Annotated in this window: 23 protein-coding genes and 2 pseudogenes; 7 read left to right on the top strand and 18 right to left on the bottom strand. The window is 60.5% G+C overall.

Annotated features, from left to right (window positions below; genetic code table 11):
• Positions 1–81: 81 nt before the first annotated feature.
• From ACQQCD_RS09145 to paaA, 6 genes and pseudogenes are all read right to left on the bottom strand, one after another.
• Positions 82–288 (bottom strand): annotated as a pseudogene (locus ACQQCD_RS09145) (enoyl-CoA hydratase/isomerase family protein); the annotation flags it as partial.
• A gap of 32 nt (positions 289–320) precedes the next feature.
• The gene (paaE, locus tag ACQQCD_RS09150) at positions 321–1,535 is read right to left on the bottom strand and encodes a 1,2-phenylacetyl-CoA epoxidase subunit PaaE (protein WP_430268074.1); all 1,215 of its coding nucleotides are present in this window, start codon (positions 1,533–1,535) and stop codon (positions 321–323) included.
• Between the two features lie 8 nt (positions 1,536–1,543).
• The gene (gene paaD, locus ACQQCD_RS09155; protein WP_430268132.1) at positions 1,544–2,098 is read right to left on the bottom strand and encodes a 1,2-phenylacetyl-CoA epoxidase subunit PaaD; all 555 of its coding nucleotides are present in this window, start codon (positions 2,096–2,098) and stop codon (positions 1,544–1,546) included.
• Entirely contained in the window at positions 2,098–2,982 is an 885-nt protein-coding gene (gene paaC, locus ACQQCD_RS09160; RefSeq protein ID WP_430268075.1) for a 1,2-phenylacetyl-CoA epoxidase subunit PaaC, read from the bottom strand. Before paaC ends, paaD begins: the two co-directional genes overlap by 1 nt.
• Entirely contained in the window at positions 2,979–3,290 is a 312-nt protein-coding gene (gene paaB, locus ACQQCD_RS09165) for a 1,2-phenylacetyl-CoA epoxidase subunit PaaB (RefSeq protein WP_430268076.1), read from the bottom strand. Before paaB ends, paaC begins: the two co-directional genes overlap by 4 nt.
• On the bottom strand, positions 3,287–4,261 hold the full coding sequence (paaA, locus tag ACQQCD_RS09170; protein WP_430268077.1) for a 1,2-phenylacetyl-CoA epoxidase subunit PaaA: 975 nt from the start codon (positions 4,259–4,261) through the stop codon (positions 3,287–3,289). The genes paaB and paaA overlap by 4 nt, the downstream gene beginning before the upstream one ends.
• Before the next feature lie 121 nt (positions 4,262–4,382).
• Between paaA and ACQQCD_RS09175 the strand changes: the two genes are divergently transcribed.
• Entirely contained in the window at positions 4,383–5,177 is a 795-nt protein-coding gene (locus ACQQCD_RS09175; RefSeq protein ID WP_430268078.1) for a low molecular weight phosphatase family protein, read from the top strand.
• A gap of 82 nt (positions 5,178–5,259) precedes the next feature.
• The gene (locus tag ACQQCD_RS09180) at positions 5,260–7,494 is read left to right on the top strand and encodes a S9 family peptidase (RefSeq protein WP_430268079.1); all 2,235 of its coding nucleotides are present in this window, start codon (positions 5,260–5,262) and stop codon (positions 7,492–7,494) included.
• 132 nt (positions 7,495–7,626) lie between these two features.
• Here the strand turns inward: ACQQCD_RS09180 and ACQQCD_RS09185 are convergent, their stop codons facing one another.
• The 3 genes from ACQQCD_RS09185 to pta form a co-directional block, all read right to left on the bottom strand.
• Positions 7,627–8,181: a GNAT family N-acetyltransferase gene (locus ACQQCD_RS09185; RefSeq protein WP_430268080.1), complete on the bottom strand. Its 555-nt coding sequence runs from the start codon at positions 8,179–8,181 to the stop codon at positions 7,627–7,629.
• A 119-nt stretch (positions 8,182–8,300) separates the two neighbouring features.
• Positions 8,301–9,440 carry an acetate kinase gene (locus tag ACQQCD_RS09190; protein ID WP_430268081.1) on the bottom strand — a complete coding sequence of 380 codons (1,140 nt, stop codon included), beginning with the start codon at positions 9,438–9,440 and terminating at the stop codon, positions 8,301–8,303.
• Entirely contained in the window at positions 9,440–11,512 is a 2,073-nt protein-coding gene (gene pta / locus ACQQCD_RS09195) for a phosphate acetyltransferase (protein WP_430268082.1), read from the bottom strand. The genes ACQQCD_RS09190 and pta overlap by 1 nt, the downstream gene beginning before the upstream one ends.
• A gap of 304 nt (positions 11,513–11,816) precedes the next feature.
• Between pta and ACQQCD_RS09200 the strand changes: the two genes are divergently transcribed.
• From ACQQCD_RS09200 to ACQQCD_RS09210, 3 genes and pseudogenes are all read left to right on the top strand, one after another.
• Entirely contained in the window at positions 11,817–12,341 is a 525-nt protein-coding gene (locus ACQQCD_RS09200) for a hotdog fold thioesterase (RefSeq protein WP_430268083.1), read from the top strand.
• Positions 12,342–12,389: 48 nt separating this feature from the next.
• A pseudogene (locus ACQQCD_RS09205) lies at positions 12,390–12,950 on the top strand (phenylacetate--CoA ligase); the annotation flags it as partial.
• A 23-nt stretch (positions 12,951–12,973) separates the two neighbouring features.
• On the top strand, positions 12,974–13,582 hold the full coding sequence (locus ACQQCD_RS09210) for a TetR/AcrR family transcriptional regulator (RefSeq protein WP_430268084.1): 609 nt from the start codon (positions 12,974–12,976) through the stop codon (positions 13,580–13,582).
• A gap of 19 nt (positions 13,583–13,601) precedes the next feature.
• On the opposite strand, the gene ACQQCD_RS09215 is transcribed toward ACQQCD_RS09210, so the two are convergent.
• On the bottom strand, positions 13,602–14,777 hold the full coding sequence (locus ACQQCD_RS09215) for an acyl-CoA dehydrogenase family protein (protein WP_430268085.1): 1,176 nt from the start codon (positions 14,775–14,777) through the stop codon (positions 13,602–13,604).
• 41 nt (positions 14,778–14,818) lie between these two features.
• On the bottom strand, positions 14,819–16,921 hold the full coding sequence (paaZ, locus tag ACQQCD_RS09220) for a phenylacetic acid degradation bifunctional protein PaaZ (RefSeq protein ID WP_430268133.1): 2,103 nt from the start codon (positions 16,919–16,921) through the stop codon (positions 14,819–14,821).
• A gap of 212 nt (positions 16,922–17,133) precedes the next feature.
• On the opposite strand from paaZ, the gene ACQQCD_RS09225 reads away from it, so the two are divergent.
• Entirely contained in the window at positions 17,134–17,550 is a 417-nt protein-coding gene (locus ACQQCD_RS09225; RefSeq protein ID WP_430268086.1) for a PaaI family thioesterase, read from the top strand.
• A gap of 5 nt (positions 17,551–17,555) precedes the next feature.
• On the opposite strand, the gene ACQQCD_RS09230 is transcribed toward ACQQCD_RS09225, so the two are convergent.
• From ACQQCD_RS09230 to ACQQCD_RS09255, 6 genes are all read right to left on the bottom strand, one after another.
• Positions 17,556–20,012 carry a S1 family peptidase gene (locus tag ACQQCD_RS09230; RefSeq protein WP_430268087.1) on the bottom strand — a complete coding sequence of 819 codons (2,457 nt, stop codon included), beginning with the start codon at positions 20,010–20,012 and terminating at the stop codon, positions 17,556–17,558.
• Positions 20,013–20,057: 45 nt separating this feature from the next.
• On the bottom strand, positions 20,058–20,678 hold the full coding sequence (locus tag ACQQCD_RS09235; protein ID WP_430268088.1) for a GNAT family N-acetyltransferase: 621 nt from the start codon (positions 20,676–20,678) through the stop codon (positions 20,058–20,060).
• Positions 20,679–20,711: 33 nt separating this feature from the next.
• A complete protein-coding gene (locus ACQQCD_RS09240; RefSeq protein WP_430268134.1) occupies positions 20,712–21,521 on the bottom strand; it encodes a 3-hydroxyacyl-CoA dehydrogenase family protein in 810 nt (269 codons plus the stop codon).
• A gap of 45 nt (positions 21,522–21,566) precedes the next feature.
• A complete protein-coding gene (locus ACQQCD_RS09245) occupies positions 21,567–22,340 on the bottom strand; it encodes an enoyl-CoA hydratase/isomerase family protein (protein WP_430268089.1) in 774 nt (257 codons plus the stop codon).
• Complete coding sequence (locus tag ACQQCD_RS09250) at positions 22,340–23,557, bottom strand: thiolase family protein (protein WP_430268090.1); 1,218 nt, start codon at positions 23,555–23,557, stop codon at positions 22,340–22,342. The genes ACQQCD_RS09245 and ACQQCD_RS09250 overlap by 1 nt, the downstream gene beginning before the upstream one ends.
• A gap of 227 nt (positions 23,558–23,784) precedes the next feature.
• Positions 23,785–24,453 carry a pentapeptide repeat-containing protein gene (locus ACQQCD_RS09255; RefSeq protein ID WP_430268091.1) on the bottom strand — a complete coding sequence of 223 codons (669 nt, stop codon included), beginning with the start codon at positions 24,451–24,453 and terminating at the stop codon, positions 23,785–23,787.
• 150 nt (positions 24,454–24,603) lie between these two features.
• Between ACQQCD_RS09255 and ACQQCD_RS09260 the strand changes: the two genes are divergently transcribed.
• Positions 24,604–24,780: a CsbD family protein gene (locus tag ACQQCD_RS09260; protein ID WP_430268092.1), complete on the top strand. Its 177-nt coding sequence runs from the start codon at positions 24,604–24,606 to the stop codon at positions 24,778–24,780.
• A gap of 201 nt (positions 24,781–24,981) precedes the next feature.
• Here the strand turns inward: ACQQCD_RS09260 and ACQQCD_RS09265 are convergent, their stop codons facing one another.
• A complete protein-coding gene (locus tag ACQQCD_RS09265) occupies positions 24,982–26,436 on the bottom strand; it encodes an amino acid permease (RefSeq protein WP_430268093.1) in 1,455 nt (484 codons plus the stop codon).
• Positions 26,437–26,455 lie beyond the last annotated feature (19 nt).

Raw genomic sequence — 26,455 nt, forward strand, 5'->3', positions numbered from 1 at the left:
AGCGGGGCTGCCGCTTTTCTTGGAATGCGGCGGGCATGGCTCGGCTAAAAAGGCCCTGGCTCACTGCATCTTTGCCGCGTCCACCTCGGAAATGTCACGGCCAGCACAAAAGGCGCGCCCGGCTCCGTGCAACAGCAGCGCCCGCACGTGACCACGTTCGGCGGCGGCAGCGGCGTCGTCGTACGCCTTTGCCAAATTCTTCAGGTCCACCTCGGCGAGAGAGTTCAACTTGTGTGGCGCGTTGAGGCAGATTTCAGCCACCGAATCCGCAATGGAAAGTTCAATCATGCCCTGGCCCTCACCTGTTCTTCGACGTCTTCTTAGACGTCGTAATCAACTGTGACGGCGGGTGTAGTGGGGCGAGCTTGGCAGGTCAAAACGTAGCCCTTTTCCAGTTCATCTGGCTCAAGCGCGTAGTTCTCCTCCATGTCCACACTCCCAGCCGTGACCTTCGCCCGGCACGTGCCGCACACTCCTCCTGCACAAGCAAAAGGGACATCCGGGCGGACTCGCAGAGCGGCGTTCAGAATGGATTCGCGGGCGTGAACCGGGCTAGCCACCTCGCCCTGCAAGCCGTCCAAAGTGAAAGTGATTTTGTAGGTCTCGTCCTGTTCCTTGGCCACCACACGGCGGCCCTGTTGCCCCTCCGGACGGTCCGGGCGGCCAGTGCTAAACAGCTCAAAACGCACATGCCCGGGCGAGACCCCCCGCGCCGCCAACGCATCCCGGCACACCTGCACCAATTCAAAGGGCCCACACAAAAACCACTCGTCCACGTCCTGCGTGTGGATGGCTGTGCCCAACAACTGCTCAAGCTTCTCAGCATCAATCCGGCCAGTCATCAACGGCGCAATCCGCTGCTCCCGTGAGAGCACATGATGCAACGCCACCCGAGCCGGATATTTGTCCTTTAGGTCCGCCAGATCTTCAAGGAACATCACGTCCATGGCGGACTTATTCGCATAAACCAGGTCAAAACGATTGTGGGGATTGGCCGCCAAAAGGGTCCGGGCTATCGCGATCACCGGAGTAATTCCCGAGCCTGCAGCGATCGCCACAAAAGTGCCGCTGGGGCCGTTTCTGGCGGCCAGATCCTCCGGGTGATTCATGGAGTTCAACACATTGTGCTGCACGTCCTGCCCGTCACTCCCGTGCTGAGAAATGAAGGCACCCATAGGGCTCATCACGTCCAAACGGTGCCCCGGCTGCAATTCAGCGTTAGCCCAGGTGGAAAACAAACCGCCCAAATCCTTTTTGATTGCCACCCGAATTTCCGCGGACCCGTCAGCATAACTGCGGGGTTCCGCACAAATCGAATAGCTACGACGCACCTCGCGCACCGCACCGTCGTCGTGCGTTAAATCGGTGCGAAGCGCCACATACTGGCCCGGCAAATAGTCATACTGACCGGCCAGGTCCGCGGGGACTCGGAAGGCTACCTCAATGGCGTCCTCAGTCAGTCTGCGGACCTCTTTAACGGACAAAGAATGAAAAGCAGCACGACGGCGGCCGGCCGCGGAATCGGTGGTGGTCATCCCAATCCTCACAAAACCTTGAAGTAATCGAACGGCTCAGCACAGTCCTTGCACACGTAAAGCGCCTTGCAGGATGTGGAGCCAAAACGGGAGAGCTCCTTGGTGTTGAGCGAGGAGCACTGTGGGCATTTCACGGCCAGTTGCAGGCGGATGGGGCCAGCTTGAGTGAATCCGTTGGCGGTTTTTCCGGTGGGTGGCGCGATTCCGTACGCCGCCAACTTGGTCCGCCCGGCCGCACTCATCCAATCCGTGGTCCATGCTGGCGAGAGCACCAAGCGGACGTCAAGGCTGGGGTAACCCGCTTTGCTGAAGGCGCTTTTTAGATCATCGCGGATGGCGTCCATGGCCGGGCAACCCGAATACGTGGGTGTGATGGTCACCCGAACGGTAGGGGTGATGGCGCCGCAGTCCACCAAGTCCACGGCACGCAAAATGCCCAAGTCCTCGATAGTGAGCACGGGAATTTCCGGGTCGGTGACAGTGGCCGCGAGCGCCCAGGCCTTGGCCTGAGCCGACTGGTGTTGCGCTGGAGCGGGGATTGTGGCCGAGCCGTTGACCACCATCACCACACCGCTCCAGGGTGTTCACGAGCCAGAACCTGCATCTCAGCCAAAATGTATCCCAAGTGTTCCGAGTGCTGGCCGTGCCTTCCGCCCCCCGGATTTTGCTGGACATCCGGGACCTCGAGTTCGGTTTCTTGGAGCACGTTACTGGTGAGCTGGCAGAAGTCCTCACGAACGCTGGTGAACAGGTTCTGCGGGATGACGTTCGCTGCTTCGAGGTCTTGGATGAGCTGGTCCTCTTGAAACAGCTCAGCCACGTAGGGCCACACTAGGTCCAGACCCTTGATGATGCGGCGCCTGGATTCCTCGGTGCCACGTGCCAAACGTAGAACCCACTGAACACTGTGATCGCGGTGATAATCCACCTCTTTAACGGCCTTGGCACAAATGGCTGCGATGGTGGCGTCGGCGCATTTTGCTGGATCGGCCAGGCGCCGGTACAGCTCAAACTGGTAAAAACTCAGCACAAACTGCCGGGCAATCGTCACAGCAAAATCGCCATTAGGCTGCTCCACCAAATGGCAGGACCGGAACTCATCCTCGCCACGGAAGTACGCTAAATCGTCCTCGGTGCGAGGCTTTCCTGATTTGCCTGTCTGATGTGGGAGCCCTGCGCCAGCGTACGTGAGGAACGATCTCGCATGGCCCAGTTCGTCCAAGGCAATATTTCCCAGCGCCACGTCTTCCTCGAGCTCCGGTGCCCGGGAAATCCAATGGCCCAAACGCTGCGCCAAAATCAGTGCGTCATCACCCAGGCGCAGCGCGAACTCGGCCACCGTGATGTTTGGTTTGGCGTGGCCAGTGGCGACGTCGAGGGCAATGTCCTCCGGGCGCAGGGCGTTGCCGGGAGTGATGCGCGTTGCGGTGGCGTTGCTCTCACTCACAGGTGCTTCACTCCTTCGCTCTTGGTGTAATACGTGGCATGGCGGTAGTCCTTGCCCTGTGGCGACTCAAAAAACGCACCCTTAGAGTCCGGGTCACTCGAGGCGATTGCCTCAGCTGGGACCACCCAAATGGACACACCTTCATTTCGGCGTGTGTACAAATCCCGAGCATTCCGCAAGGCCATCTCAGCATCAGGAGCGTGCAAAGAACCGGCGTGAACATGGCTCAATCCGCGGCTGGAACGGACAAAAACTTCCCACAATGCCCAGCCCTGATGGTGGAGTGGGGTTGGGTTTTGCTCGCTCACGCTGCCGCCTCCTGCAAAGCTGCTTTAGCTGACTGTTTCTGCGCATAAGCCGCGGCTGCCTCACGGACCCAAGCGCCGTCGTCGTGCGCTTGCCGGCGACGCTCAAGGCGCTGCGCATTACACGGCCCACGGCCAGCAAGTACTTCCTTGAACTCTTCCCAATCCAGCGGCCCGTGTTCCCACTTCTTGGTGTCCTCGTTGAAGCGGATGTCTGGGTCCGGGAGCGTCAGGCCGAGCACCTTGACCTGCTCCACCATCATTCCCACAAAGCGCTGTCGCAGCTCATCATTGGAGAAACGCTTGATATTCCAGACCATAGACTGGCGCGAATTGGGCGAATCATCATCCGGCGGGCCGAACATCATCAGCGACGGCGCGTACCAACGGTTCACCGCATCCTGAGCCATCCGCTTCTGCGCCGAGGTGCCGTTTGCCAGCTCAAGCAGGATTTCAAAACCCTGACGCTGGTGGAACGATTCTTCCTTACAAACGCGCACCATCGCACGGCCGTAGGGTCCATAACTCGCTCGGCACAACGGCACCTGATTGCAGATCGCAGCCCCATCAACCAGCCAGCCGATCGCACCCATATCCGCCCACGTGCGCGCCGGGTAATTAAAAATGCTCGAATACCGCGCCTTGCCAGAGATCAGCGCATCCATCATCTGATCCCGGTTCTGGCCCAATGTTTCAGCGGCCGAATACAAGTACAACCCATGGCCAGCCTCATCCTGAACCTTCGCCATCAGGATCGCTTTGCGCTTGAGGCTTGGGGCCCGGCTAATCCAGTTCGACTCCGGCTGCATGCCAATAATCTCCGAATGCGCGTGCTGAGAAATCTGTCGAAGCAGAGTCTTGCGGTAGGCATCCGGCATCCAGTCGCGCGGCTCAACCCGGGAGTCAGTGGCCATCAAGTGATCAAAGTGGGCCTGCTCGGGTGTGGGTGTGGTGGGGCCCTGCTGTGTCGCCATGGCAACTCCTCGGAGAACGGCAGTCCATCAGCCACAAAGCGGCTTCATCGGACGGGGAATTAATTACTGACCGTTCGTTCAGAATATCCACGCGGTGTGATCTACGTCAAGGTGAATGCTCTTGGCGCTCAGGCCCGTTCGTCCCGCGTGTACGTTCTGGGCAGTAATGTGGACTTGGCCGCGTCTTCTGCTGCCCTGCAAGACCCTGCAATACTTACTGAGCACCACACCCGCACCCGCCAGCAGTACTCAAGCCAGCACTACCAAAGCCAGCACTACCAAAGCCAAGGAAGGCAGCCTGTCCATGACATCCTCGGAACCATTCCGCGTCCTGACTGTATGCACAGGAAATATCTGCCGCTCACCTTTGGCCGAGCGTGTGCTCCAAGCTGGATTTGACGCCCTCCACCCCGGCGTCTTTGAAGTCACTAGTGCCGGAACCGGGGCAATCGTGGATCACAGCATGCAGCCCGAAGCCGCAGAACTTGTTCAGAAGTACGGCGGCGACAGCGACGGTTTTGTCTCACGCCAGATCACGCCCGAGATTGCCCGCGCCGCAGATCTGGTGCTTGTTATGACCACCGAGCACCGCAGTCAGGTCATACAGCTCAGCCCGGCTCTCCTTAAGCGCACCTTCACAGTTCGCGAGTTCGCGAGGATGCTTGACGCTCTCGCCCCACGCCGCGCCAATCTCCCCATCGAAAATACCGTTGCAGAACAGTGGCGCCAGCTACCCGCCTTGGCTGCCTCAGTCCGGCACCTCTGCCTTCCGGAAACCCCCGAAGACAACGACGTGTCTGACCCCTTCCGCCGTGGACAAAAAGCATGGGTCAAAATGGACGGCGAGCTATCCCCCGCGCTGCGCAAGATCTTCCGCTACGCCCGGCACATCACCAAAGACCCCGCAGCGAACTGACGCGGCAAGCAACTACGCCAGTCGCGAAACCGGGCCTAGTTACGGGAGCGTAGTGCCGCCGTCGACCTCTATATTGGAGGCCATGACCACTGTTCCTGACGCGTCCACAGTTTCCACTACCCCTCAGCCTCCCGTCGCGAAGAAGGTCCCCACGGTTCGCAGCCACCACGGGGATAACTTCACTGACAACTACGAGTGGCTCCGGGACAAGGAATCTGCCGAGGTCGTAGCGCACCTCAAGGCCGAGAACGATTACCAAGAAGCAGTCACAGCGCACCAAGAACCTTTGCGCGAGGACATCTTCAACGAGATCAAAACTCGCACCCTGGAAACCGACCTTTCGGTGCCGCAGCGCAAGGACGGATGGTGGTACTACTCGCGCTCCGTTGAAGGCAGCGAGTATGGCATTAGCTGCCGGGTGGCCGCGAGCAACACCGGTGACCCGATTGCCGATTGGACCCCGCCGCAAGTTGAAGCCGGTGTCCCCGTTCCCGGCGAAGAGATCCTCTTGGACGGCAACATCGAGGCCCAGGGCAAACCGTTCTTCTCGATCGGCGGCGTAGCTGTCACGGTAGACGGAAACCTCTACGCTTATGCCGTGGACAACGCCGGCGACGAGCGCTTCACCATCCGCATCAAGGATTTGCGCACCGGCGAGCTCCTCCCGGACGTGATCGAGGGCGCCTTCTACGGGCTCACCTTCTCCCCCGACGGCACCCGCCTTTTCTACACTGTGGTGGACGATTCTTGGCGCCCGTACCAAATCCGCACCCACGTTTTGGGCACCCCCGTCGCCGAGGATGAGGTGCTGTATCAAGAGGACGACGTCGCCATGTGGTTGGGCTTCGAACTCGCCTCGGATCGCCGTCACCTGGTCCTCTCCGTCAGCTGCTCTGAGTACAGCGAAACCCGCTACCTGAGCTTCGAAGACCCCACAGCCACGCTGCACACGATGATTCCGCGCAGTGAGCGTGTCCTCTACGAAGCAGAACCGTTCTTACTTCCGGATGCCTCCGCTCCCGGCGGATTCGTTGAGCGCATTCTGATCACCCACAACAGGGGTGCCGCGAACTCCATGGTGTCCCTGATCGACCCGGCAGAACTTGCCAAGCCACTGGCCGAGCAAAACTGGACCACCGTCGTCGAACATTCAGATGAGGTGCGGGTCAACGGTGCCGGAATAACGGCGTCGCACCTGATCCTTTCCGTGCGCAAGGACACAATTGAGCGGGTGCAATTCATCCCGCTCGCCGGGCTCGGCACGCCCGCACAGGGTGCGCCCGTGGAGCCCGCGTTTGACGAAGAGCTGTACACGGCCGGGGTTGGCGGCGCCGACTACAACGCGCCAGTGGTGCGCCTCGGGTACACGAGCTACTTCACCCCCTCGCGGGTTTACGACTACGTTTTGCCCTCCACGGAACAGCCCGACGGCGAACTGCTGCTCCGGCGCGAAAGCCCCGTTTTGGGCGGCTATTCGGCGTCGGATTATGTGGCCACCCGCGAATGGGCCACGGCCACGGACGGCACCCTCATCCCGCTGTCCGTGCTGCGGCACAAGTCGGTGGTGCAAGACTCGAGCGCGGCCGGGCTGGTGTACGGGTATGGGTCCTACGAGGCGAGTATGGACCCCGGGTTTGGGATTGCCCGGCTCTCTCTGCTGGACCGCGGGATTGTGTTTGTGATTGCGCACATTCGTGGCGGTGGCGAGCTGGGCCGGCACTGGTACGACGACGGCAAAAAGCTGAACAAAAAGAACACCTTCACCGACTTCGTGGACTCGACCGACTGGTTGGCTGGCTCGGGGTGGGTTGATCCGTCGCGGATTGCCGCCTTGGGCGGCTCCGCGGGTGGGCTGCTCATGGGTGCCGTGGCTAACTTGGCGCCGGAAAAGTATGCGGCGATTGTGGCGGCGGTGCCGTTTGTTGACGCACTGACCACCATCTTGGACCCGGAGCTTCCGCTCTCCGCTCTCGAGTGGGAAGAGTGGGGCAACCCAATCACGGATGCGGACGTGTACGCGTATATGAAGTCGTACACCCCGTACGAGAATGTGCGTGAGGTGGCGTACCCCAAGATCGCCGCAGTGACCTCGTTCAACGACACCCGTGTGCTGTATGTTGAGCCGGCCAAGTGGGTGCAGGAATTGCGGGCGGTTTCTACCGGGTCCGAACCTGTGGTTATGAAGATCGAGATGGACGGTGGGCACGGTGGCGCGTCCGGCCGGTACGTGCAATGGCGCGAACGCGCCTGGGACTACGCGTTTATCGCCGACTCGCTTGGCGCAACGGAGCTACTCCCCGGCGCCGGGCCGCGCTAGCTTCTTCCGCCGCGCTCTTCCTTTCCGCCCCTTCCGCCGAGGTCGGTGCTTAGCGTCGAGTTCCCCGTAAATTTGCGGGGAACTCGACGCGTTGCACCGACCTCGCGGGTGGGGTCAGTGGCTGGGGTGCGTTTAGTGGCTGGACTTCCACTCTGAGGCGAAGATCGCGTACCTCGCCTCAGAGGACCACACACCGTTTGCGAACGAATTTTCACGAAGGGTGGCCTCGTGCTGCATTCCCAAACGTTGGCACACCGCTGCAGAGGCACCGTTCAATGCATCGAGCCGGGCTTCGATCCGGTGCATGCCCAGCGTTTCGAACCCCAACTTGAGCATGGCTTCTGCGGCCTCGGTGGCATAGCCCTTGCCGCGCCCCGCCGGCGCCAAGATCCAGCCAACCTCGCCTTGGCCACGGCCGGGAAGCCACTTCAACACCACCTCGCCGAGCAGCACCGGACTACCCTTCGCCTCGACGGCCAGCGAGACCCAATCGCCCACCTGTTCAAAAACAAAGTTTGAGTATTTGCCCACAACTTGCATGGCGGTGGTGATCTTGTGGGGCCCCGAGGGAAGGAACCTCGCCGTCTCCTCAAGCGAACGATACGCGTGATAAGCCGTAAGATCATCGGCGGTGAAACGGCGAAGTACCAAACGTTCGGTCAGGATGGGCAGTGGGATTTCTGGCATAACTCAACGCTACGCCTTGCTCTCTCGCCATACGTTCCGCCGAGGTAGGTGCATAGCGCCGAGGTGCCCGTAAATTTGCGGGGGTATCGACGCGAAGCACCGACCTCGCGGGTGTTGGTCTACCGAGAAGAACTTACGACGGCGGCAGTCGCCTCAGCGATGGCCCGTTCCTCGTCGGTGGGAACCACCAACACCGGGATCGCGGAGCTGGCGGTGGAAATCACGCGAGGTTCCTTGGATCGCACAAGGTTCGCTTCGGCGTCGAGCTCTATACCCAAGGCACCCAAACGCTCCCCCACGAGCGCCCGGAACTGGTGCGAGTTCTCGCCGATCCCCGCGGTGAACACCACGGCCTTGGCCCCGCCCACGGCCACGTGATAACCGCCGATGTACTTGGACAGCCGGTAACTGGCCACGGCAAGCGCCATGGCCGAACGCGCATCCCCGGACTCGGCGGCTTCCACCACGGAGCGCATGTCGTTATTGCCGGCCAAGCCCAACAATCCCGATTCGCGGTTCAGGGCGGTGTCAATGTCCTCGGGCGACCACCCGGCCCGGCCCAAAAAGACCAAGATCGACGGGTCAAGATCGCCAGAACGAGTCCCCATAACGAGGCCCTCGAGCGGGGTGAAGCCCATGGAGGTGTCCACGGATTTTCCGCCCTGGATCGCCGTGACGGAGGCGCCGTTGCCCAAGTGGGCGATCACGCCGTCGAACTCGTCAACACCCAGCCCCAGCAGCGCCGCAGCCCGCGCCGCAACGTACTGGTGCGAGGTGCCGTGGAAACCATAACGCCGGATCCCATGCAGTGTGTACAGCTCATCCGGGACCGCGTATCGCCAGGCATGCTCGGGGATGGTGCGGTGGAATGCGGTATCAAAAACGGCCACCTGCGGGAGGTCAGGGTACTCGCGGGTGATGGCACGGATGCCCAAAACGCTGGCCGGATTGTGCAGCGGAGCCAGCGGGTTGAGGCGTTCAATGGCACGGGTGACTTCGTTGTTGATCAACACTGGCTCGCCAAAACGCTCGCCGCCGTGAACCACCCGGTGCCCGACGGCGTCCAGCGCCCGCCCGCCCAACTCGCCTTCCAGCGTGGACATCACACGGTCAATCGCCTCAACGTGATCGGCCGGGCCACCGGCGCCGGAATCGCCGATACGCTCCACTAGTCCATCGGTGAGAATAGTCCCCACCTCAACGTCGCGGACCTGATACTTCAGCGAGGACGACCCCGAATTGATCACCAAAACTAGCATTAGGCCTCCTGAGCCTGGATGGCCGTGATAGCCACCGTGTTGACAATGTCCTCGACCGTGCAGCCGCGCGAAAGATCGTTGACAGGCTTGCGCAAACCCTGCAGAACCGGCCCGACGGCGACAGCCCCCGAGGACTGTTGCACCGCCTTGTAGGTGTTGTTGCCGGTGTTCAGGTCAGGGAAGATGAACACGGTCGCCTGGCCAGCGACTGAAGAACCCGGCATTTTGGAGGCCGCAATCGATGCGTCCACGGCGGCGTCGTACTGGATAGGCCCTTCAACGGCGAGCTCAGGGCGGCGAGAACGCACCATTTCCGTGGCGCGGCGCACCTCCTCCACCGCCTCACCAGAACCCGAACCTCCGGTGGAATAGGACAGCATGGCCACGCGCGGTTCCACGCCAAACTGGGCGGCTGTCTCGGCGGAGGCCAGCGCGATGTCCGCGAGCTGCTCGTCGGTGGGGTCCGGGTTCACGGCACAGTCGCCATAGACCAGCACGCGGTCCTCCATCAGCATCAAAAACACCGAGGAGACGATCTTCACGCCATCGCGGGTCTTCACGAACTCGAGCGCCGGGCGGATGGTGTGGGCGGTGGTGTGCGCGGCACCGGAAACCATTCCGTCCACCACACCGAGCTGAACCATCATGGTTCCGAAGTAGCTGACGTCCAGCATGACTTCAAGCGCCCGGGCCAAATCAACGCCCTTGTGGGCGCGCAGCTCGGCGTACTTCTCGGCGAATTCTTGACGCAGCTCGCTGTTTGCCGGGTCAATGATGGCCACACCGGCTAGGTCAATCCCGTTGCTTGAGGCGAGTTCGCGCACCTCGGCTTCACTTCCCAGCAACGTTAGATCGCACACGTCACGGCGGTGCAGGATCTCGGCAGCACGCAAGATCCGCACATCCGTACCCTCCGGCAGCACAATGTGCCTGCGCTTGGAACGTGCCCGCTCAATCAGCTCGTGCAAGAAACGCAGGGGCGTCATCCGCTCGGCCCGTGGCAAGTGCAGGCGCTCCATCAGCTCGTTTTCGTCTACGCGGCGGGACCAGAGGCCCAACGCCGAAGCCACCTTCCGCCGATGCCCGGTCCAGATCTCGCTACGCACCTCAGACACCCGCTTGGCCGTGACATAGGTGTCCTCCGGCGAGGCAAACACTGGGAACGGGGCCTGCGCCAACAAGGGATAAATGTTGGCATCCGGGCTCAGACCGCCGGTCAAAATCAGGCCTGACGGAACTGGGAATTCGGGGCTGAACGAGGAAGCCAAACACGCAACCATCACGTCTGCACGGTCACCGGGAACAATCACCAAGGAGCCGTCGGTCAGCACGTGAAGGAAATTTCCCACATTCATGGCGGCCACCTGAATGGCCCGGACATCGCGCTCCATATCGGCGTGCCCGGCAATCTGCCGCACCCCAATCGTGGTGGCAACTTCACCCGTTGTGGGCCGGGAAATCTCCTCCAACTCGGGGAAAATGTAGACTGGCCGGCCGGATGCGCCCGGCTTCACGGCCGCAGCCACCGCGTCCAGCTGCTCCGGATCCGCGCGATTCACCATCAACGCCAGGAGTGTGCACTTCTCCGCCACCAGTTCCTTGCGCGCCAGCTCGACGGCGTCACCCGCCTCCTCGGGGCTGCGCCCCTTCGCGCTCACCACGGCGACCACAGGGCAGCCGAGGTTGTTCGCAAGGCGCGCGTTCAGATCAAACTCAACGGCGGCGTCGTGCCCGGCAAGGTCAGTGCCCTCAACAATGATGATGTCGCATTCGCTGGACATTTCGGCGAAGATTTCCACGCACCGGGCGTCGATCTCGTCGCGTTTGCCTTCAGCAAGGAGGGAACGGACCTCAGCCGAGGTCAGACCGCCGCGGCAGCGGGCTGGCTCAAGACCAAACCGGGAGCTCATCAGGCTCACCATAGGGTCGACGTCGACGTCGTCCCCATCAACTACAGGTTTGAAGAAGCCGATCCGATCCGCGTGCCGATGCAGGGTGTCAGCGAGTCCTAGGGCAATAAGCGACTTGCCGGAACCGGGTGAGGTTGCGCTGACGTAAATACCCTTAGCCATGGAATGCCTCTCGGTCTCAAAAGCTATCTGTCCCAAGCCTACTGTCCCAGCCCATCACTTCCCGCCCTCTCCCCGCGCCCACCTCCCCGCCGTCTCCCCGCGCCCACCTCCCCGCCGTCTCCCCGCGCCCACCTCCCCGCCGTCTCCCCGCGCCCACCTCCCCGCCGAGTGGGTAGATAACGTCCCTTTGCGGCGGTTCAAAGGGACGTTATCTACCCACTCGGCGGGATGACGCCTTGACTTGAACGCGTCAATGGGATTACCTAATGACCATTCGGTAACTAATTGTGAGAGGCATCACGGCATGTCTGCAACGACGCACAGCATCCTCGAAAACGACCACGCCTCCGCATGGCTGGGCCTCGAAGTCCTCAAGCTCGGCCCCGGGCACGCCACCACACGGATGACCCTCCGCAAAGAAATGCTCAACGGATTCGGAATCGCGCACGGCGGAATGATCTTCGCCTTCGCCGACTCCACCTTCGCTCTGGCCTGCAACCCAGCCGCCGGCAGCGAACACTCCATCACCGTGGCCTCCGGTGTGGACATCAACTTCATCAAACCCGCACATGAAGGTCAGGTCATCACCGCGATCGCGGACCGCCGCGCCCACGCTGGCCGCAGCGGTATCTATGACATTCAACTTTTCGCGGCGGACCCCAGCAAGGTAACCAACGGCAGCGTAAACAACGGCAGCGCAAGCAGCGGCACCGCAACCAACGACGGCGGCACTCCCCACAGTGGCACCGGCACCAATACGAGTGGCGAACCCTACGGCGAACTCATCGCTGAATTCCGCGGCCGCAGCCGCACCATCAGCAAAAAATAGCACCAGAAAGCAGTACGCGATGAACCAGGCATCTTCAACGACGAACGCCTCTACAGTTCAGGCAACGGACCCCATGCTTGCCCCGGCGGGCAAACTGAACGGCAAATCCAACTCATCCAGGACTTCGAACCTGACGTTATTCTGGCTACGCCCACCTACCGATTGACCATCGCTGACGCCATGGCCCAGCAAGGTATTGATCCGCGCTCCACCTCGCTCAAGTTCGTGGTGCTCGGCGCGGAACCATGGACCGAGGAAATGCGGCACGAACTCGAAACCACCATGGATCTCAAAGCCTGCGACATTTACGGCCTCTCCGAGGTAATGGGCCCCGGAGTCGCAGGGGAATCAGTGGACACCCAAGATGGCTGCCACATTTGGGAAGATCACTTCCGCCCCGAAGGCAAACGCATGGACCAACTCACGGTGCGGATCGAGCGGCGGGAAGGTGTCGCCGTCGAACACGGAACAACCGCCGGCGCCGCCTTACGTGAACAGATCAAGATTCACGTGGGGTCATCCTGCACGGTGGACGCGGTGGAGCCGGGCACCCTGGAGCGGTCCAACGGAAAGTTACGCCGCATCTACGACCTCCGTCCAAAGGCCTGATCGGTTCGTGGGAAAATATCCGGATGGCTAGCATCGTTGAACCCACCGCCAAGCGCGGCCGCCCCGGTTACGACCAGCAGACCGTCCTCAACGTTGCCGTGGAGGTGTTTAACCGCCACGGTTATGACGCCACATCCATGGGCATTCTGGCGGAAAATCTTGGCATCTCTAAGTCCGCCATCTACCATCACGTTCCATCCAAGGGCGAACTCTTGAACCTCGCGTTGGACCACGCGCTCGGCGGTCTCGAAGCCGTGCTGACTAGCCCCGATGCTGTTAAGGGTCCGGCGGTGGATCGGCTGGAATTTGTGGTTCGTCAGACAGTAGCTGTCCTGGTGGAGCGCCTTCCCTTTGTCACGTTGTTGCTGCGTTTGCGGGGTAACACTGAGATTGAGCGCAATGCTTTGGAGCGACGCCGGGCCTTCGACCATGCCGTGGCTATTCTCATCTCCGCGGCGCGCGACGAAGGCGGTTTGCGCAGTGACATCGATCCGCGAACCGTCTCACGCTTGCTCTTCGGCACCATCAACTCGATCGTGGAATGGTACAAACCGGGCGGTTCGCTTTCGCCCCAAAAGCTAGCGGACGACGTCGTTGCCATCGCCTTCGATGGTCTGCTCACCCGCCGCTGAACCTCGCCTATAAAAGGACCTAACGGAACGCCGCTTCTCCGGTGATTTCCTTGCCGAGAATCAAGGTGTGGACTTCGTCAGTTCCTTCATAGGTACGGACTGATTCAAGGTTGTTGGCGTGCCTCAGTGGCGAGTAGTCCAAGGTGATCCCGTTGCCGCCCAACAAGGTTCTCGCCTCCCGGCACACGGCGATGGCTTCGCGGCAATTATTGAGTTTGCCAAAGGAAATCTGCGCCGGGGTCAACTTCCCAGCGTCCTTCATGCGGCCCAAGTGAATGGCCAAAAGGGTGCCCTTCTGGATCTCCAGCATCATGTTCACCAGCTTCTCTTGACTGAGCTGGTAGGCCGCCAAGGGCTTGTCGAACTGCATACGCTTCTGGGCATACGCCAACGCATCTTGGTACGCGTCCCGGGCCGCACCCATAGACCCCCAAATAATCCCGTAGCGAGCTTCATTCAGGCAGGCGAACGGGCCGCGTAACCCTTTGGCAAAAGGCAGCCGGGCAGTTTCAGGCACTCGCACGTTATCCAAAGTGATGTCGCACTGGATGGAGGCCCGCATGGAAAGTTTGCCGCTGATCGGCGTAGCCAAGAACCCCGGCGTATCTGTGGGGACCACAAAACCGCGGACGCCGTCGTCGGTCATGGCCCACATAATGGCGAGCTGCGCTACCGAGGCCAGTCCAATCCACCGCTTGGCACCGTTCAAAACCCAGGTGTCCCCCTCGCGCACCGCCCGGGTGGCCATGGAACTCGGGTCAGAACCGGCGGTGGGCTCAGTAAGGGCAAAACAACCGATGGTCTCGCCGCGCGCCATGGAGGGAAGGTAGGTGTTTTTTTGCTCTTCCGAGCCCCACGTGTGGATCGCTGTCATGGCTAGGGAGCCCTGGACTGAGACGAAGGTCCGGATGCCCGAATCCCCCGCCTCGAGCTCCATCGCCGCAATACCGTACTCCACGGCGGAGCGGCCCGGGCAGCCATAGCCCTTCAAATGCATCCCCAAAACACCGAGTTTGCCCAGCTCAGGGACCAGTTCTAAGGGGAAGTGTGCGTCCTCGAACCACTGCGCAATGTTGGGTTTAATCCGTTCTTGCACAAAGGCGCGCACACTACCCCGGAGCTGGAGCTCATCCGGACTCAGCAGGGCATCAAGATCTAAAACGTCATTGTTTTCACCAGCACTGTTTTCAGCCACGGTGCTATCTTGCCACGCACGCTCTTGCCGCGGGCTCACGGCTACTTTTCCACCAAGGTCAGGACGTCGTAGGTGGCCACGATTTCATCATTCTGATTGGTCAGGAGCGCGTCCCACGCCACTTCCCCATATTCGTCAGTTTCGCGGGGTGTGATCTTTTTGGCCGTGAGAGTTACCCGGATGGAATCGCCGGCCGCCACAGGAGTAATAAACCGCAAGTTCTCCAGCCCGTAGTTCGCCAGCACCGGCCCCGGCGCTGGCTCCACAAACAACCCCGCAGCCCAGCTGAGCAACAAGTAACCATGCGCCACAATGCCCGGGAAGAACGGGTTAGCTTGAGCGGCTTCTTGGTTGGTGTGCGCGTAGAACGTGTCCCCAGTGGAGTTAGCAAAATCGCTAATGTCCGCTAGGGATACGGTGCGCAACTCAGAACGAATAGCATCCCCAATGCGCAGGGTGGTCAAGGATTTCCGGAAAGGGTGTTCGCCTTCGGTTTCCATGGTGAAGTTCCGGTCAGCACCGCTATGCCACACACCTGTCACGGCTGTGAGCATGTTGGGGGAACCTTGAAGAGCCGTACGCTGCATGTGGTGCAGGACTGAGCGGATGCCACCGAGTTCCTCACCACCACCAGCCCGGCCAGGCCCACCATGAACCAAATGCGGTACGGGCGAGCCGTGACCCGTAGTGCTGCGCGCATCCTCACGGTTCAACAGGTGCACGCGCCCATGGTGGGCAGCGATCCCGGTGACGAGTTCACGGGCAATATCAGGATCATTGGTGCACACCGAGGCCACCAAAGACCCTCCACCCTTTGCGGCTAAACGCACAGCGTCCGCAACGCCGCTATACGTGATCACCGAAGTCACCGGCCCAAATGCTTCAAGAGAGTGAACTTCCGGCGCTTCAGCATTGGCCCATTCCAGCAGCACCGGCGACATAAACGCGCCGTCTGCCGCCAGATCAATGCTGCCATCAGCGCGGGTCACGCGTGGCGCGTCTAGGCTGCCGTAAGCGAGCTCGCCGCCGGCCGCAATCATGGCTTCGACGGCGGCACGCACGTCACGCAACTGTTCTAGAGACGCCAGCGCACCCATGTTCACACCTTCGGCGCGCGGGTCACCCAACACCACACGTTCGGTAATTCGGGCACCAATGGCTGTGACGACCTCGTCCTTTAGTTCTGCGGGGACCAGCACCCGGCGAATGGCAGTGCACTTTTGCCCAGCCTTGGCAGTCATTTCGGTGACCACCGCTTTGATAAATGCTTCAAACTCGGGGGTGCCTTGGGCCGCGTCTGGGCCCAAGATGGCAGCGTTGAGCGAGTCAGTTTCACAGGTAAAACGCACCCCGCCAGTGACCACATTGGGGTGTGCCTTGAGCTGATTCGCGGTGCTCGCCGAGCCGGTAAACGCCACAAGGTCCCGGTAATCCAACTCGTCCAGCAAGGTCCGCACCGAACCCGAAACCAGCTGCAGTGAACCGTCCGGTAGGATTCCAGATTCCACAATTGCCTTGACCACGGCGGCCGCAACATAGCCGGTGGGGGTGGCGGGTTTGACGACGGTGGGCACTCCGGCCAAAAACGCTGGCGCAAACTTTTCTAGCATGCCCCACACCGGGAAGTTGAACGCGTTGATCTGTACCGCAACACCAGGGATGCGGGTGTAGATGTGCTCGCCGGCGAAGGAGCCGTCCTTGGAGAGGACCTCGAGCGGGCCGTCGATGATGACTTGCGAGTTGGGGAGTTCGCGCCGCCCCTTAGAACCGAAAGTAAAAAGGACGCCGATGCCGCCGTCGATGTCGATCATCGAGTCAATTTTGGTGGCCCCAGTTTTGGCCGATGCAGTGTAAAACTCTTCACGGCGGCCGTTGAGGTACTGTGCGAGTTCCTTGAGTTTGAGGGCGCGCTGGTGGAAGGTCAGCTTTCCCAATTCCTTTTGCCCCGTGGTGCGTCCGTAATTCACCACCTCTGTCAGGTCCAGCCCCTCAGTGCTCACGGTGGCCAGGGCCTCACCGGTGCTCGCATCCCGAACTTCGGTTCCCTTGTGGGTATCAGCCGGGACCCACCACGAGTCCTTCACAAAGCTCGGGACAATCTTGAGGGTTTGTCGGTCAGCGGCTGGCACAGTGGTGCTGGGCATCGTGGGGTGGTCCTTCCAACGCTTGAATCGACTCACAGCCACATTCCTTTACTGACCGTGCGTTCGGTAATGTTCTCAGCGTACATTACTGTGGTCTGAAGCACACCAACATGCCCCCTTCTCCTCTCTCCCCTCGCCGAGTGGGTAGATAATGCAGCTTTGGAGGGTGTCTAAGGGACGTTATCTACCCATTCGGCGAAGAAGGAGTCGCTATGAGCGGAGATGCCATGAACACTGAGGTTTGGAAGATCCACTTAGGCGAGCTGGATCAAAAAATGGGCGTCAAAATCATCGGAGAATCCGTGGAGCGCGTGGTCGCCACCATGCCCGTTGAAGGCAACCGGCAATCCTTCGGGCTGCTCCACGGCGGAGCCTCCCTTGCCGTGGGCGAAGCCGTTGGATCCTGGGCGGCCGTCAAACACGCCAGCACACTCGGCAAAACGGCAGTGGGCGTGGACGTCTCAGCAACCCATCACAAATCCGCGCGCGAAGGCATGGTGACCATCACTGCCACCCCGATTAGCTTGGGCAAAACCCTGACCACCCACGAAGTGCTCATCACCAACCACACCGGCGAGCGCCTCTGCACACTGCGCATCACCAACTTGCTGATGACACCCAAGGCGTAAAACTTTTAGTGAGAGCGCTTTGCCATGGCCCGAGGACGCACGCGCACTAAGCCCAGCCCGGCAGCAAGCAGCCCTCCGCCGCCAAGGCCGAGCGCCCACAGTCCAGCGCTAGCGCCAGTATTTGGAAGGTCGCTGTTTGGCAGATCAGTGTTGGGTACGTCAGTATTTGGTGCATTCGGGGACGCCGTTCCCGCTGGCACCACCACTGGGCTACTAGCAGTGGGTGTTGCTGTCACCACTGGAACCGGTTTCACCACGGAAAACATCCACTTCACCGAGGCAGAATTTGGCCGGTCCAGGCCTTCCTGATGCGCAGTAACCTCATGCCGGCCCAGACCCAATGGCGAGGCGAGGCGGATAGTCCACGTGCCGTCGTCGTTCACTGTGGTTGTGGGCCGAGCGTCGGCAGCCAAAGTCCGGCCGTCAACGATTGAAATTACGACGGCGGCACCCGGGGTCCCGGTGCCGCTGAGACTCTGCACGGGGGCAGTGAGTTTCGCGCCCGGTGCGGGGCTACTCAGCACTGGTGCCGGGAGCGGCGCGGGGGTGATGTTCACTGAGAACGGCACACTTGCTGAGGTGCTGAAACCGTTGACGGTCTGGGCTGTGAAGCTAAAAGCGCCGGTGGTCTGCGGTGCATTGAAGGCAAAAGTCCCGTCCGCCGCGAGGGCAACGAGTGTCACAAGGTTGCCGCTTGAGACAATCCGAACCTTGGAACCGGTAGGAACTGCGGCGCCCGCACCCTTGGTGACCACTCCGGTGATTTTGCTGCCGGCAAAGGACGTGGACTTCGGCTTGGCCGCCGAGCCCAGGAGCGCCGGCGTGTTCAAGTACAAACGGATCTGGGCTCCGGGGATGACTTTCAACGCGTCCACCAATGATGCGCCAAAAGCCCACTGGGTGAGCGGGCTGCCCGGGGTGATCCCTTCACCAAAACCACCGGCGGAGTGCAAACCAACCGCGCGACCACCGGAAATCCATGATCCACCCGAATCGCCGGGATTGGACTCAACGGTGTTGGAGCTAAAACCGCTTACCGCGCGGACGTCGTCTGGGCCTCGGTAGCCTTCCACCAAAAACACTCCGACTTCTTGCACCGTGCCACACGACCACCCTGTGGTTCGGCCGGAGCGGCAGATCGGCATACCCACCACGGGCTTGGTGACACCAATGACTTTGGGGGCGCGGTTGTTCAGGTTCGAGGCGTCTTCCCATGCTGTGACTGCCGGTTGTGCTGTGACAGCGGGGGCCAGTTGTTGGACCACTGAAACGTCAGTGCCAACCTGGTTGGTGCCGCCGGTGGGTGAGACTGAGGCGTTGCCCGGGCCGCCGAACTGGCTGAATCCAAAGGTGCCTAAGTGTCCGGTGACGGAACCGAAGGTAGAGATGTTCCCGGTGACCGCGGGTTCGCCAGTCTGGTCAACTGTTTCAACCTTGGACACGGTGGAATCTTCGCTGCAGTGCCCGGCAGTGAGAAGGGTGGGTTTCCCTGTGGAATCGAAGGCGTTGAAACCGGCCGAGCAGGCTATATCGCCGTTGATGCGGACGCCTTCTCCGCCGAGCAGATCGTCTTCCGATTGCGCTGCCCCGTTGGCTTCACGGAGTTCCACGTTGCTATAGGAGGCAATAAATTCTTGTGGGCTTTTGCTGCCGGTGGCGGAGCCGGTTTTCGAGGTGGCTGCGTTGATCTGTCCTGCATTGATCCGTCCTGTGTTGATTTGGCCGGTGGCGGCTTGGCCGGTGCGGATCACAAAGTGTCCGTTGGCAAACATCACCGCTTGTAGGCCTGCTGTTCCAACTTCGCGGACGTAGGCGGCGAAGAGCGAATCAACGTCGGTGGCCGCAGTGACGGGCACGTCCGTCACTGCATTGGGGGGGGTTGTAGTTTTTGGTGCCGCTGCGGTGGCCGTGCCGGGTTCAAGGACAACCAGCACTGACGGGTCAGCGGCATTTGCACGGACGACGGCGGCTTGCAGCTCCGCGCCGGAACCGGTCACCACAATCTCTTGGTCGCCGCCGTTAATTGCGCCGCTGCTAGTCTGGTTGGCACCCGTTTTTATCGCGCGGAGCGCGATGCCTTCAAAGCCGGGAAGTTTAGCGAAGGTGTCCCGCAAATCAGCGGCACGTTTGCCAAGCTCACCGGCGGCCGTGAACTCCTCGAGGGTCAACCCCAAGTTTTTGGCGAGCGCCTGGGCCAGTTCCGCCGTCGTACCGGTAGTCGGAGTACCGGTAGTGGGAATAACCGCAGTGGGAGTATGGGCAGTGGGAGTAAGGGCAGTGGCACTTGGGGAGGGCGCAGTGTTGGCGACCGCAGGGCTGGAGACCTCAGGACTAGCGATCTCAGGGCTGGGCGTTTGGGCGCTAGCAGCTGGCGCCAACGTGAGCGATCCGAACACTGCAACGGTGGCCAGCAGCGTTGCCGACTTCACCCGCCAAGGGTTGCGCTGGCCAACGTCAAGCATGGTTCCCCCAAGGGCAGAGTTCAGTGGATCACAAACAGCTCAGGCTTAGTATGTCACCCGTTGTTTCGCCAGCCGATACTCGAGACCCATTTTTACGGCCGGCCACTCATGCTCAAGGATCGAGAAAACCACGGTGTCCCGCAAAGCGCCGTCGGCACTGCGTGTGTGCGAGCGCAGCACGCCGTCCTGTTTGGCCCCGAGCCGGGCAATCGCCGTCCGGGACTGCTCGTTGAGCCAGTGCGTCCGGAATTCGACAGCGGGGCACCCCAGAGTTTCAAAGGCGTGCCTCAGCAGCAGGTACTTCGAGTCCGGGTTAGTCCCCGTCCCGTGAGCTGAGGCTGCGTTCCACGTTGAGCCAATCTCCACCCGCGGCAAGGCGGCATCTATGTTCATGTAGGTGGTCATACCGATGAGTTTGCCGGTGGCGTTCAGCTTGGTGACAAAAGGCAGCATGGTGCCCTTTTCTTGCAGACTGAGCCGGCGCTCAATCTCCGCAGCCATGCCTTCGGGAGTGGGGACTGAGGTGTACCAGAGTTTCCACAGTTCCCCGTCCCGCACCGCCTGCACCAAGGAATCGTGATGCTCGGGCAAGAGCGGTTCCAAGGTGACAAATTTCCCGGTCAGGGTGACGGGTTGGATCAGGGCTGTGGGGTTGTTCGGGGCCATGGGTCAATCTTGCCGGAGGCGGGGGCCTACAACCTAGTCAGTCCAGTCAAAGAAGCCCTTGCCCGTCTTCCTGCCCAGTTCGCCGGCTTTGACCTTGTCCACCAAGATCTGTGGCGGCGCGAACCTCTCGCCCAGGGTGGAGTGCAAGTACTGCGCAATGCCTAGCCGAACGTCTAGTCCAACAATGTCAGTGGTCCGCAATGGGCCCATGGGGTGTTTATAACCGAGCACCATGGCCTGATCGATGTCCTCGGCCGAGGCAACCCCTGCCTCCACCATCCGCATGGCTTCAAGAGCAATGGCCACACCCAAGCGCGATGAGGCAAAACCGGGTGCATCGTTGACCACCACAGGAGTTTTGCCCAGCGCTTGCACCCAGCCGCGGGCTGCCTCCTGCAACGCCGCCGATGTCCGGGCGCCTAGAACAATCTCCACGAGTGTGGATGCCGGAACCGGGTTGAAGAAGTGCAGGCCCACAAACTGCTCTGGCCGTTGCAATTCCGCGGCCAAACCGTTGATAGACAAAGAAGAAGTATTTGATGCCAAGATGGCTTCCGGACCGAGTTGTTCCTCCACCTTGCGCAGGGCTTCAACCTTTAGCTCCCAATCCTCAGGAACGGCCTCCACCACTAAGTCACAGGATGCCAAGGCCGCAAAGTTCGTGGAAACGCTCAGCCGCGCGGTGATGCCCTCAAAGGACTCCGAAACCTTGCCGCGTTCAATACTTTTGGCAACCGCCTCGGTAACTCGAGTGGTGGCAGCTGCCACAGCGTCGTCGTCGCGCTCTATCACCGTAACTATGGCGCCGGAAACCAGGAAGGCGTGCGCAATCCCAGCCCCCATCCGCCCACCACCGAGGACACCAACGTTCTCTGGAACCTGACTCACTTATTCGCCTTTCTTGCTGCCGGTGCCGCGCGTTGTGGACTTGTTGAGAAACGCGTCCATCCGCTCAAACTTCGCCGGGGAATCAAACAAGATCCCTTGCGCCAACTGGTCAATCACCGGATGAGCCTCAGCCGGAGCGTGAAAAACGGACTTGGTGATCCGCACGGCCAAGGAGTCTTGGCGTGCAATTCGGTCCGCAAGGGCATATGCGGCGTTCAGCAATTCCTCCGGCGGATGCACCTCGGTGACCAGCCTGACGGCGAGGGCCTCTTGAGCGTCCAGCACTCGGCCAGCCAGCAGGATCTCCTTGGCGAGCGGTTCGCCCACAAGTTCCTTAAGACGCCACGTAGCACCTGCACCTGCCACAATGCCCAGCGCCGTTTCCGGGTTGCCGATTTTCAGGGTGGTGGACCCCAGCCGGAAGTCAGCTGCGTACCCCAGTTCTGCACCACCGCCCATCGCGTACCCGGACATTGCTGCAATCACCGGCATAGGCAGGCGCGCAATACGAGTAAAAAGCGCCGAGTTGATACCTTGAAGTGCCTCATCCCGTCGGCGTTCACGCAACTGGCTAATGTCAGCACCGGAGGCAAAAATTTTCTCTGAGCCGGTGAGAATCAGGATTTTTGGGTTGCGCTCCAATTCGGCACAGATCTGGTGAAGCTCATCCACCATCTGCTGATTGATTGCGTTGCGCACCTCGGGCCGGTTGAGGGACACCGTCAACGCAGTATCCCCTGCCTCTACCCGCAGCGTCTGAAAATCAAAGTCCATTACACACGCTCCAACAACAGGGCACTACCTTGACCCACACCAATACACATCGTGGCCAAGCCCAAAGCGCCCGGCGCAAGCTCGCGCTCCATCCGGCCCATCAGCGTGATCGCGATCCTTGACCCGCTGGAACCGAGCGGATGGCCCAAAGCGATAGCACCGCCGTCGTTATTAACAATTTCTGGGTCCAAACCCAGCCGGCGGATACAGGCGAGGGATTGGCTGGCAAAAGCCTCGTTAAGTTCGACGGCGCCCAGCTCGCCTACCGTACGGCCCGCGCGTGCCAAGATTTTCTGCGTGGCCGGTACCGGGCCAATGCCCATAATTTCTGGTTCACAACCGGCCGCCCCGCCGTCCACAATCCGCGCCCGGGGGATGAGCCCAAAGCGTTTGAGCGCAGCCTCGGAGGCCACAATCACTGCCGAGGCTCCATCGTTCAGGGATGAGGCGTTTCCAGCGGTGACCACCGATCCGCCGGAGACCACAGGGCGAAGCCCAGCAAGAACTTCCACACTGGTTCCTTCGCGTGGACCTTCGTCAGTATCCACCACCGTGTTGCCTTTACGGCCCGGCACGGTAACGGGGACGATCTCTTGGCTAAAGTGCCCGGCGGCGATGGTGGCGATAGCCCGGCGGTGAGATTCCACAGCGAACGCGTCAGCATCTTCGCGGCTAATACCATCCAATCGGGCAACTTCCTCGGCTGTCTCTGACATGGAGAAGGTCATCTTCCCGCCTCGGCTCAGTTCACCTTTTTGGAAGAGGGGATTGATAAAACGCCAGCCGATCGAGGTGTCAAAAATTTCGCCGGGCTTAGCGAAGGCCTTGGAGGGTTTTTCCTGGACCCAGGGGGCGCGGCTCATGGACTCGACACCACCGGCCACCACCATGTCTGCGGCACCGGATTTGATCATGTGGCTGGCCATGATGATGGCGCTCATGCCGGAAGCGCAGAGCCGGTTCACGGTGATGCCGGGGATGTGGAGGGGAAGCCCGGCCAAGATGGTGGCCATACGTGCCACGTTGCGGTTTTCTTCCCCTGCGCCATTGGCGTTGCCCAGGATGACTTCGTCGACGGAGTCCGGGTCTATACCTGCCCGCGCTACTGCTTCTTTGACCACAAGTGCAGCCAGATCGTCGGGGCGGACGGCGGACAGCGCACCCCCGTATCTGCCTACCGGGGTGCGTGCGCCGCCAACCAGAAAAGCTTCAACCATGGAACGCCCTCAGTCCTCAGTTTGTGCCCCGGAGCGTGCAGTTCCGGGTGTGGTGCTCAATACAACTCACGTGAAAGTCTCAAGCATCCGTGAATTACCGACCGCTCGTTCACTAAACCTTACACGCCCCTGTCCCGCTTGAATACTCGCCGAGTGGGTAGATAACGTCCCTTAGCCCTGGCTCAAAGGGACGTTATCTACCCACTCGGCGAAAGGTGCGCGGGGAGTCACCTAACACTGATGCCCAGGTGCGCTGCAAGCAACGGCGCCAAGAGTGAGAGCTGGTATTCGTCGATCACCAAGCCTTCGAGGCTACCCAAACCGTTGAGCTGACTGAATTCTGTGGTGCGCAGATCAACGTCCTTCAACTTCGCCCCAGAAACGTCTAGCGTGCCGATGCTGCAGTCACTAAAAGAAATCCGCTGGGCTTTGCACTGCGCCAGGTCCAACTCACCAATAATGCAGTTTTTGAACTGGACGTCCATCAGTGAGGAGCCGCGCAAATTCACATAGTCCAGCTTGCCGCCGTCAACCGTTACTGACCGCCAGCCGCCCTCATAAAGTTCAGCGGACCCCCAGCGCGGGTTAGAAATTTGCACGTCTTGCCACGTGGACCGTGCGGCCATCAGCACCGGTGCGAACGGCTCGGCCAGGACACTCTCCCGGAAGGTCGCGCCGCGCAGCTGGGCTTCATTGAGGTTCACCCCACTGAATTGGCACTCGATAAAATCCGAGCCGCCAAGGTCCCGCCCTTCAAATGTTGTGCGGTCAAAAAGCAACGCTTCGTGACGTTCTGCCCGGCCAACAAATGCCCCGTCCGAGGGCACTGGCTCGAGTTCCGGAAGGACGACGGCGGGCAGCTGCGGTGCGGCGATCTTGGCGCGGCGAGTTGTCATTCCTGAAGCCTACCGGCCCTTTTAGGGCGACTTGAAACCGCCCCCTACCGCGGTGTTAGGCTGAAAATGCTTGGTGAACCGGCCCGTGCGGACAAGAAATTGACTGCACAACCGGGCCGGTCAAAATCTATCGAAGAGAGTGGTTTATCCATGGGTATCGGAGACAAGATCAAGAACGAAGCAGAACACTTGGCTGGCAAGGCTAAGGAAGCTGCGGGAAACGTCACCAACAATGACGATCTCAAGGCAGAAGGCCTCAAAGACCAGGTTGCTGCCGATGCTAAGAAGGTCGGCGAGAGTGTCAAGGATGAGTTCAAGAAGGACTAATCTCTTCTAACTCAGCAAAGAACGACGGCGGGCCCCACCTTTTTGGTGGGGCCCGCCGTCGTTCTTTCTCACCTCAGGCGTGTGACCCGCCCGCTCCAGCTTGCCGAACGGGTAGATAACGTCCCTTAGACCTGCTCCAAAGCGACGTTATCTACCCACTCGGCGAAGGAGAGGCGCGAAGAGGCGGCGGCGGAAGACGGGCTAGCTGAAGAGCTCGTTCTTCGGTGCGGTGTTCTTGATCTTGGTCCACCCCAACCACAAGAGCAGCGCGAAGACCGGGATGGTTGCCAGCGTCCAAGCACCTAGGTAGAAGACTTCGCCGTCCTTGGATGTCATGGTGTCGAAGCCAATCAGTACGGTGATCGCCAAGAGGGCAAACAGCCCAACCCAGCTGGTCCACGGGGAGCCCGGCATGGGCAAGGAGGACACCAAACCCTTCTGCTTGCGCAAGGCAATCTGGCTAGCGAAGATGGCACCCCACGTGAAGATCACACCGATCGAGGCAGTGTTGAGCGCGAGGTCAAAGGCGTGTGAACCACCCAACCAAATGTTCAGCAAAATACCCACGAGGTAGAACGCTGCGATCGCCAAAATGGCCGCGTACGGTACGTGCCTCTTGGACATTTTGGTGAGCCACTTGGGGGCGTGACCATTGTTGGCCATGGTGCGGAATACGCGGCCAATCGAGTACAGGCCGGAGTTGCATGAGGAAAGCGCTGCGGTGATAACGATCATGTTCATCACGTCGCCCACCCAACCCAGGCCCATCTGGCCAAAGACAGTCACAAACGGTGACGTTCCAGCTTTGTACTGGTCGGAGGGCAAAAGCATGGCCAACAGCAGCACTGATCCAACGTAGAACACCACAATGCGCAAAACTACGGCGCGGATGGCGCGGGGTACTTCGCGATGGGGATCCTCCATTTCACCGGCGGTGATACCCACCAGTTCAATCCCGTTGTAGGCAAAGATCACGGCATTGAGGACAAGAACCATCACCAGCGCACCCTTGGGGAACATCCCGCCGTCGTCGGCAAAGAGGTTTGCTACTGAGGCGTGGCCGGGGCCAACCTGGGCGTTGGTGATCACCATAAAGGTACCCACGGCCAAGAAGATGAGGATGGCGCCGACCTTCAGGCAGGACGCCCAGAATTCGAACTCGCCAAAAGCTTTGACGCTAAACAGGTTCACTGCAACGAGCAGCAAAAGTGCGGCAATCGCGGACACCGCTACTGGCACGTTGGGGAAGAAGAATTGGAAGTACAGGCCAATCGCGATCAACTCGGCGATGCCTGTCATTCCCCAGTTGATGAAGTACATCCAACCGGAGAGGTACGCGCCTTTATTGCCGAACATCTCACCGGCGTAGCTGACAAATGAACCGGAGGTTTGGCGGTACATAATGAGCTCACCGAGTGCCCGCATCAGCAGGTAAGCAATAACGCCGGCAATGGCGTAGGAGAAAATCAGCGCGGGGCCGGTGGAGGCCAATCGGCCACCGGCACCCATAAAGAGGCCGACGCCGATAGCGCCGCCCATCGCGATCATGGTGACGTGACGGCGGCTGAGTGTCTTACTGTAACCCTCGGCGCTGAGGGTTGGATCGGTCACTGTTGCCGTGGTGTCTTGAAGGTCTGATGACGTACTTTGAGGCACAACTGTTCCTTGTGGGTAG

It is taken from the genome of Pseudarthrobacter sp. J1763 (assembly GCF_050490295.1).
Classification (GTDB): Bacteria; Actinomycetota; Actinomycetes; order Actinomycetales; family Micrococcaceae; genus JBNPEO01.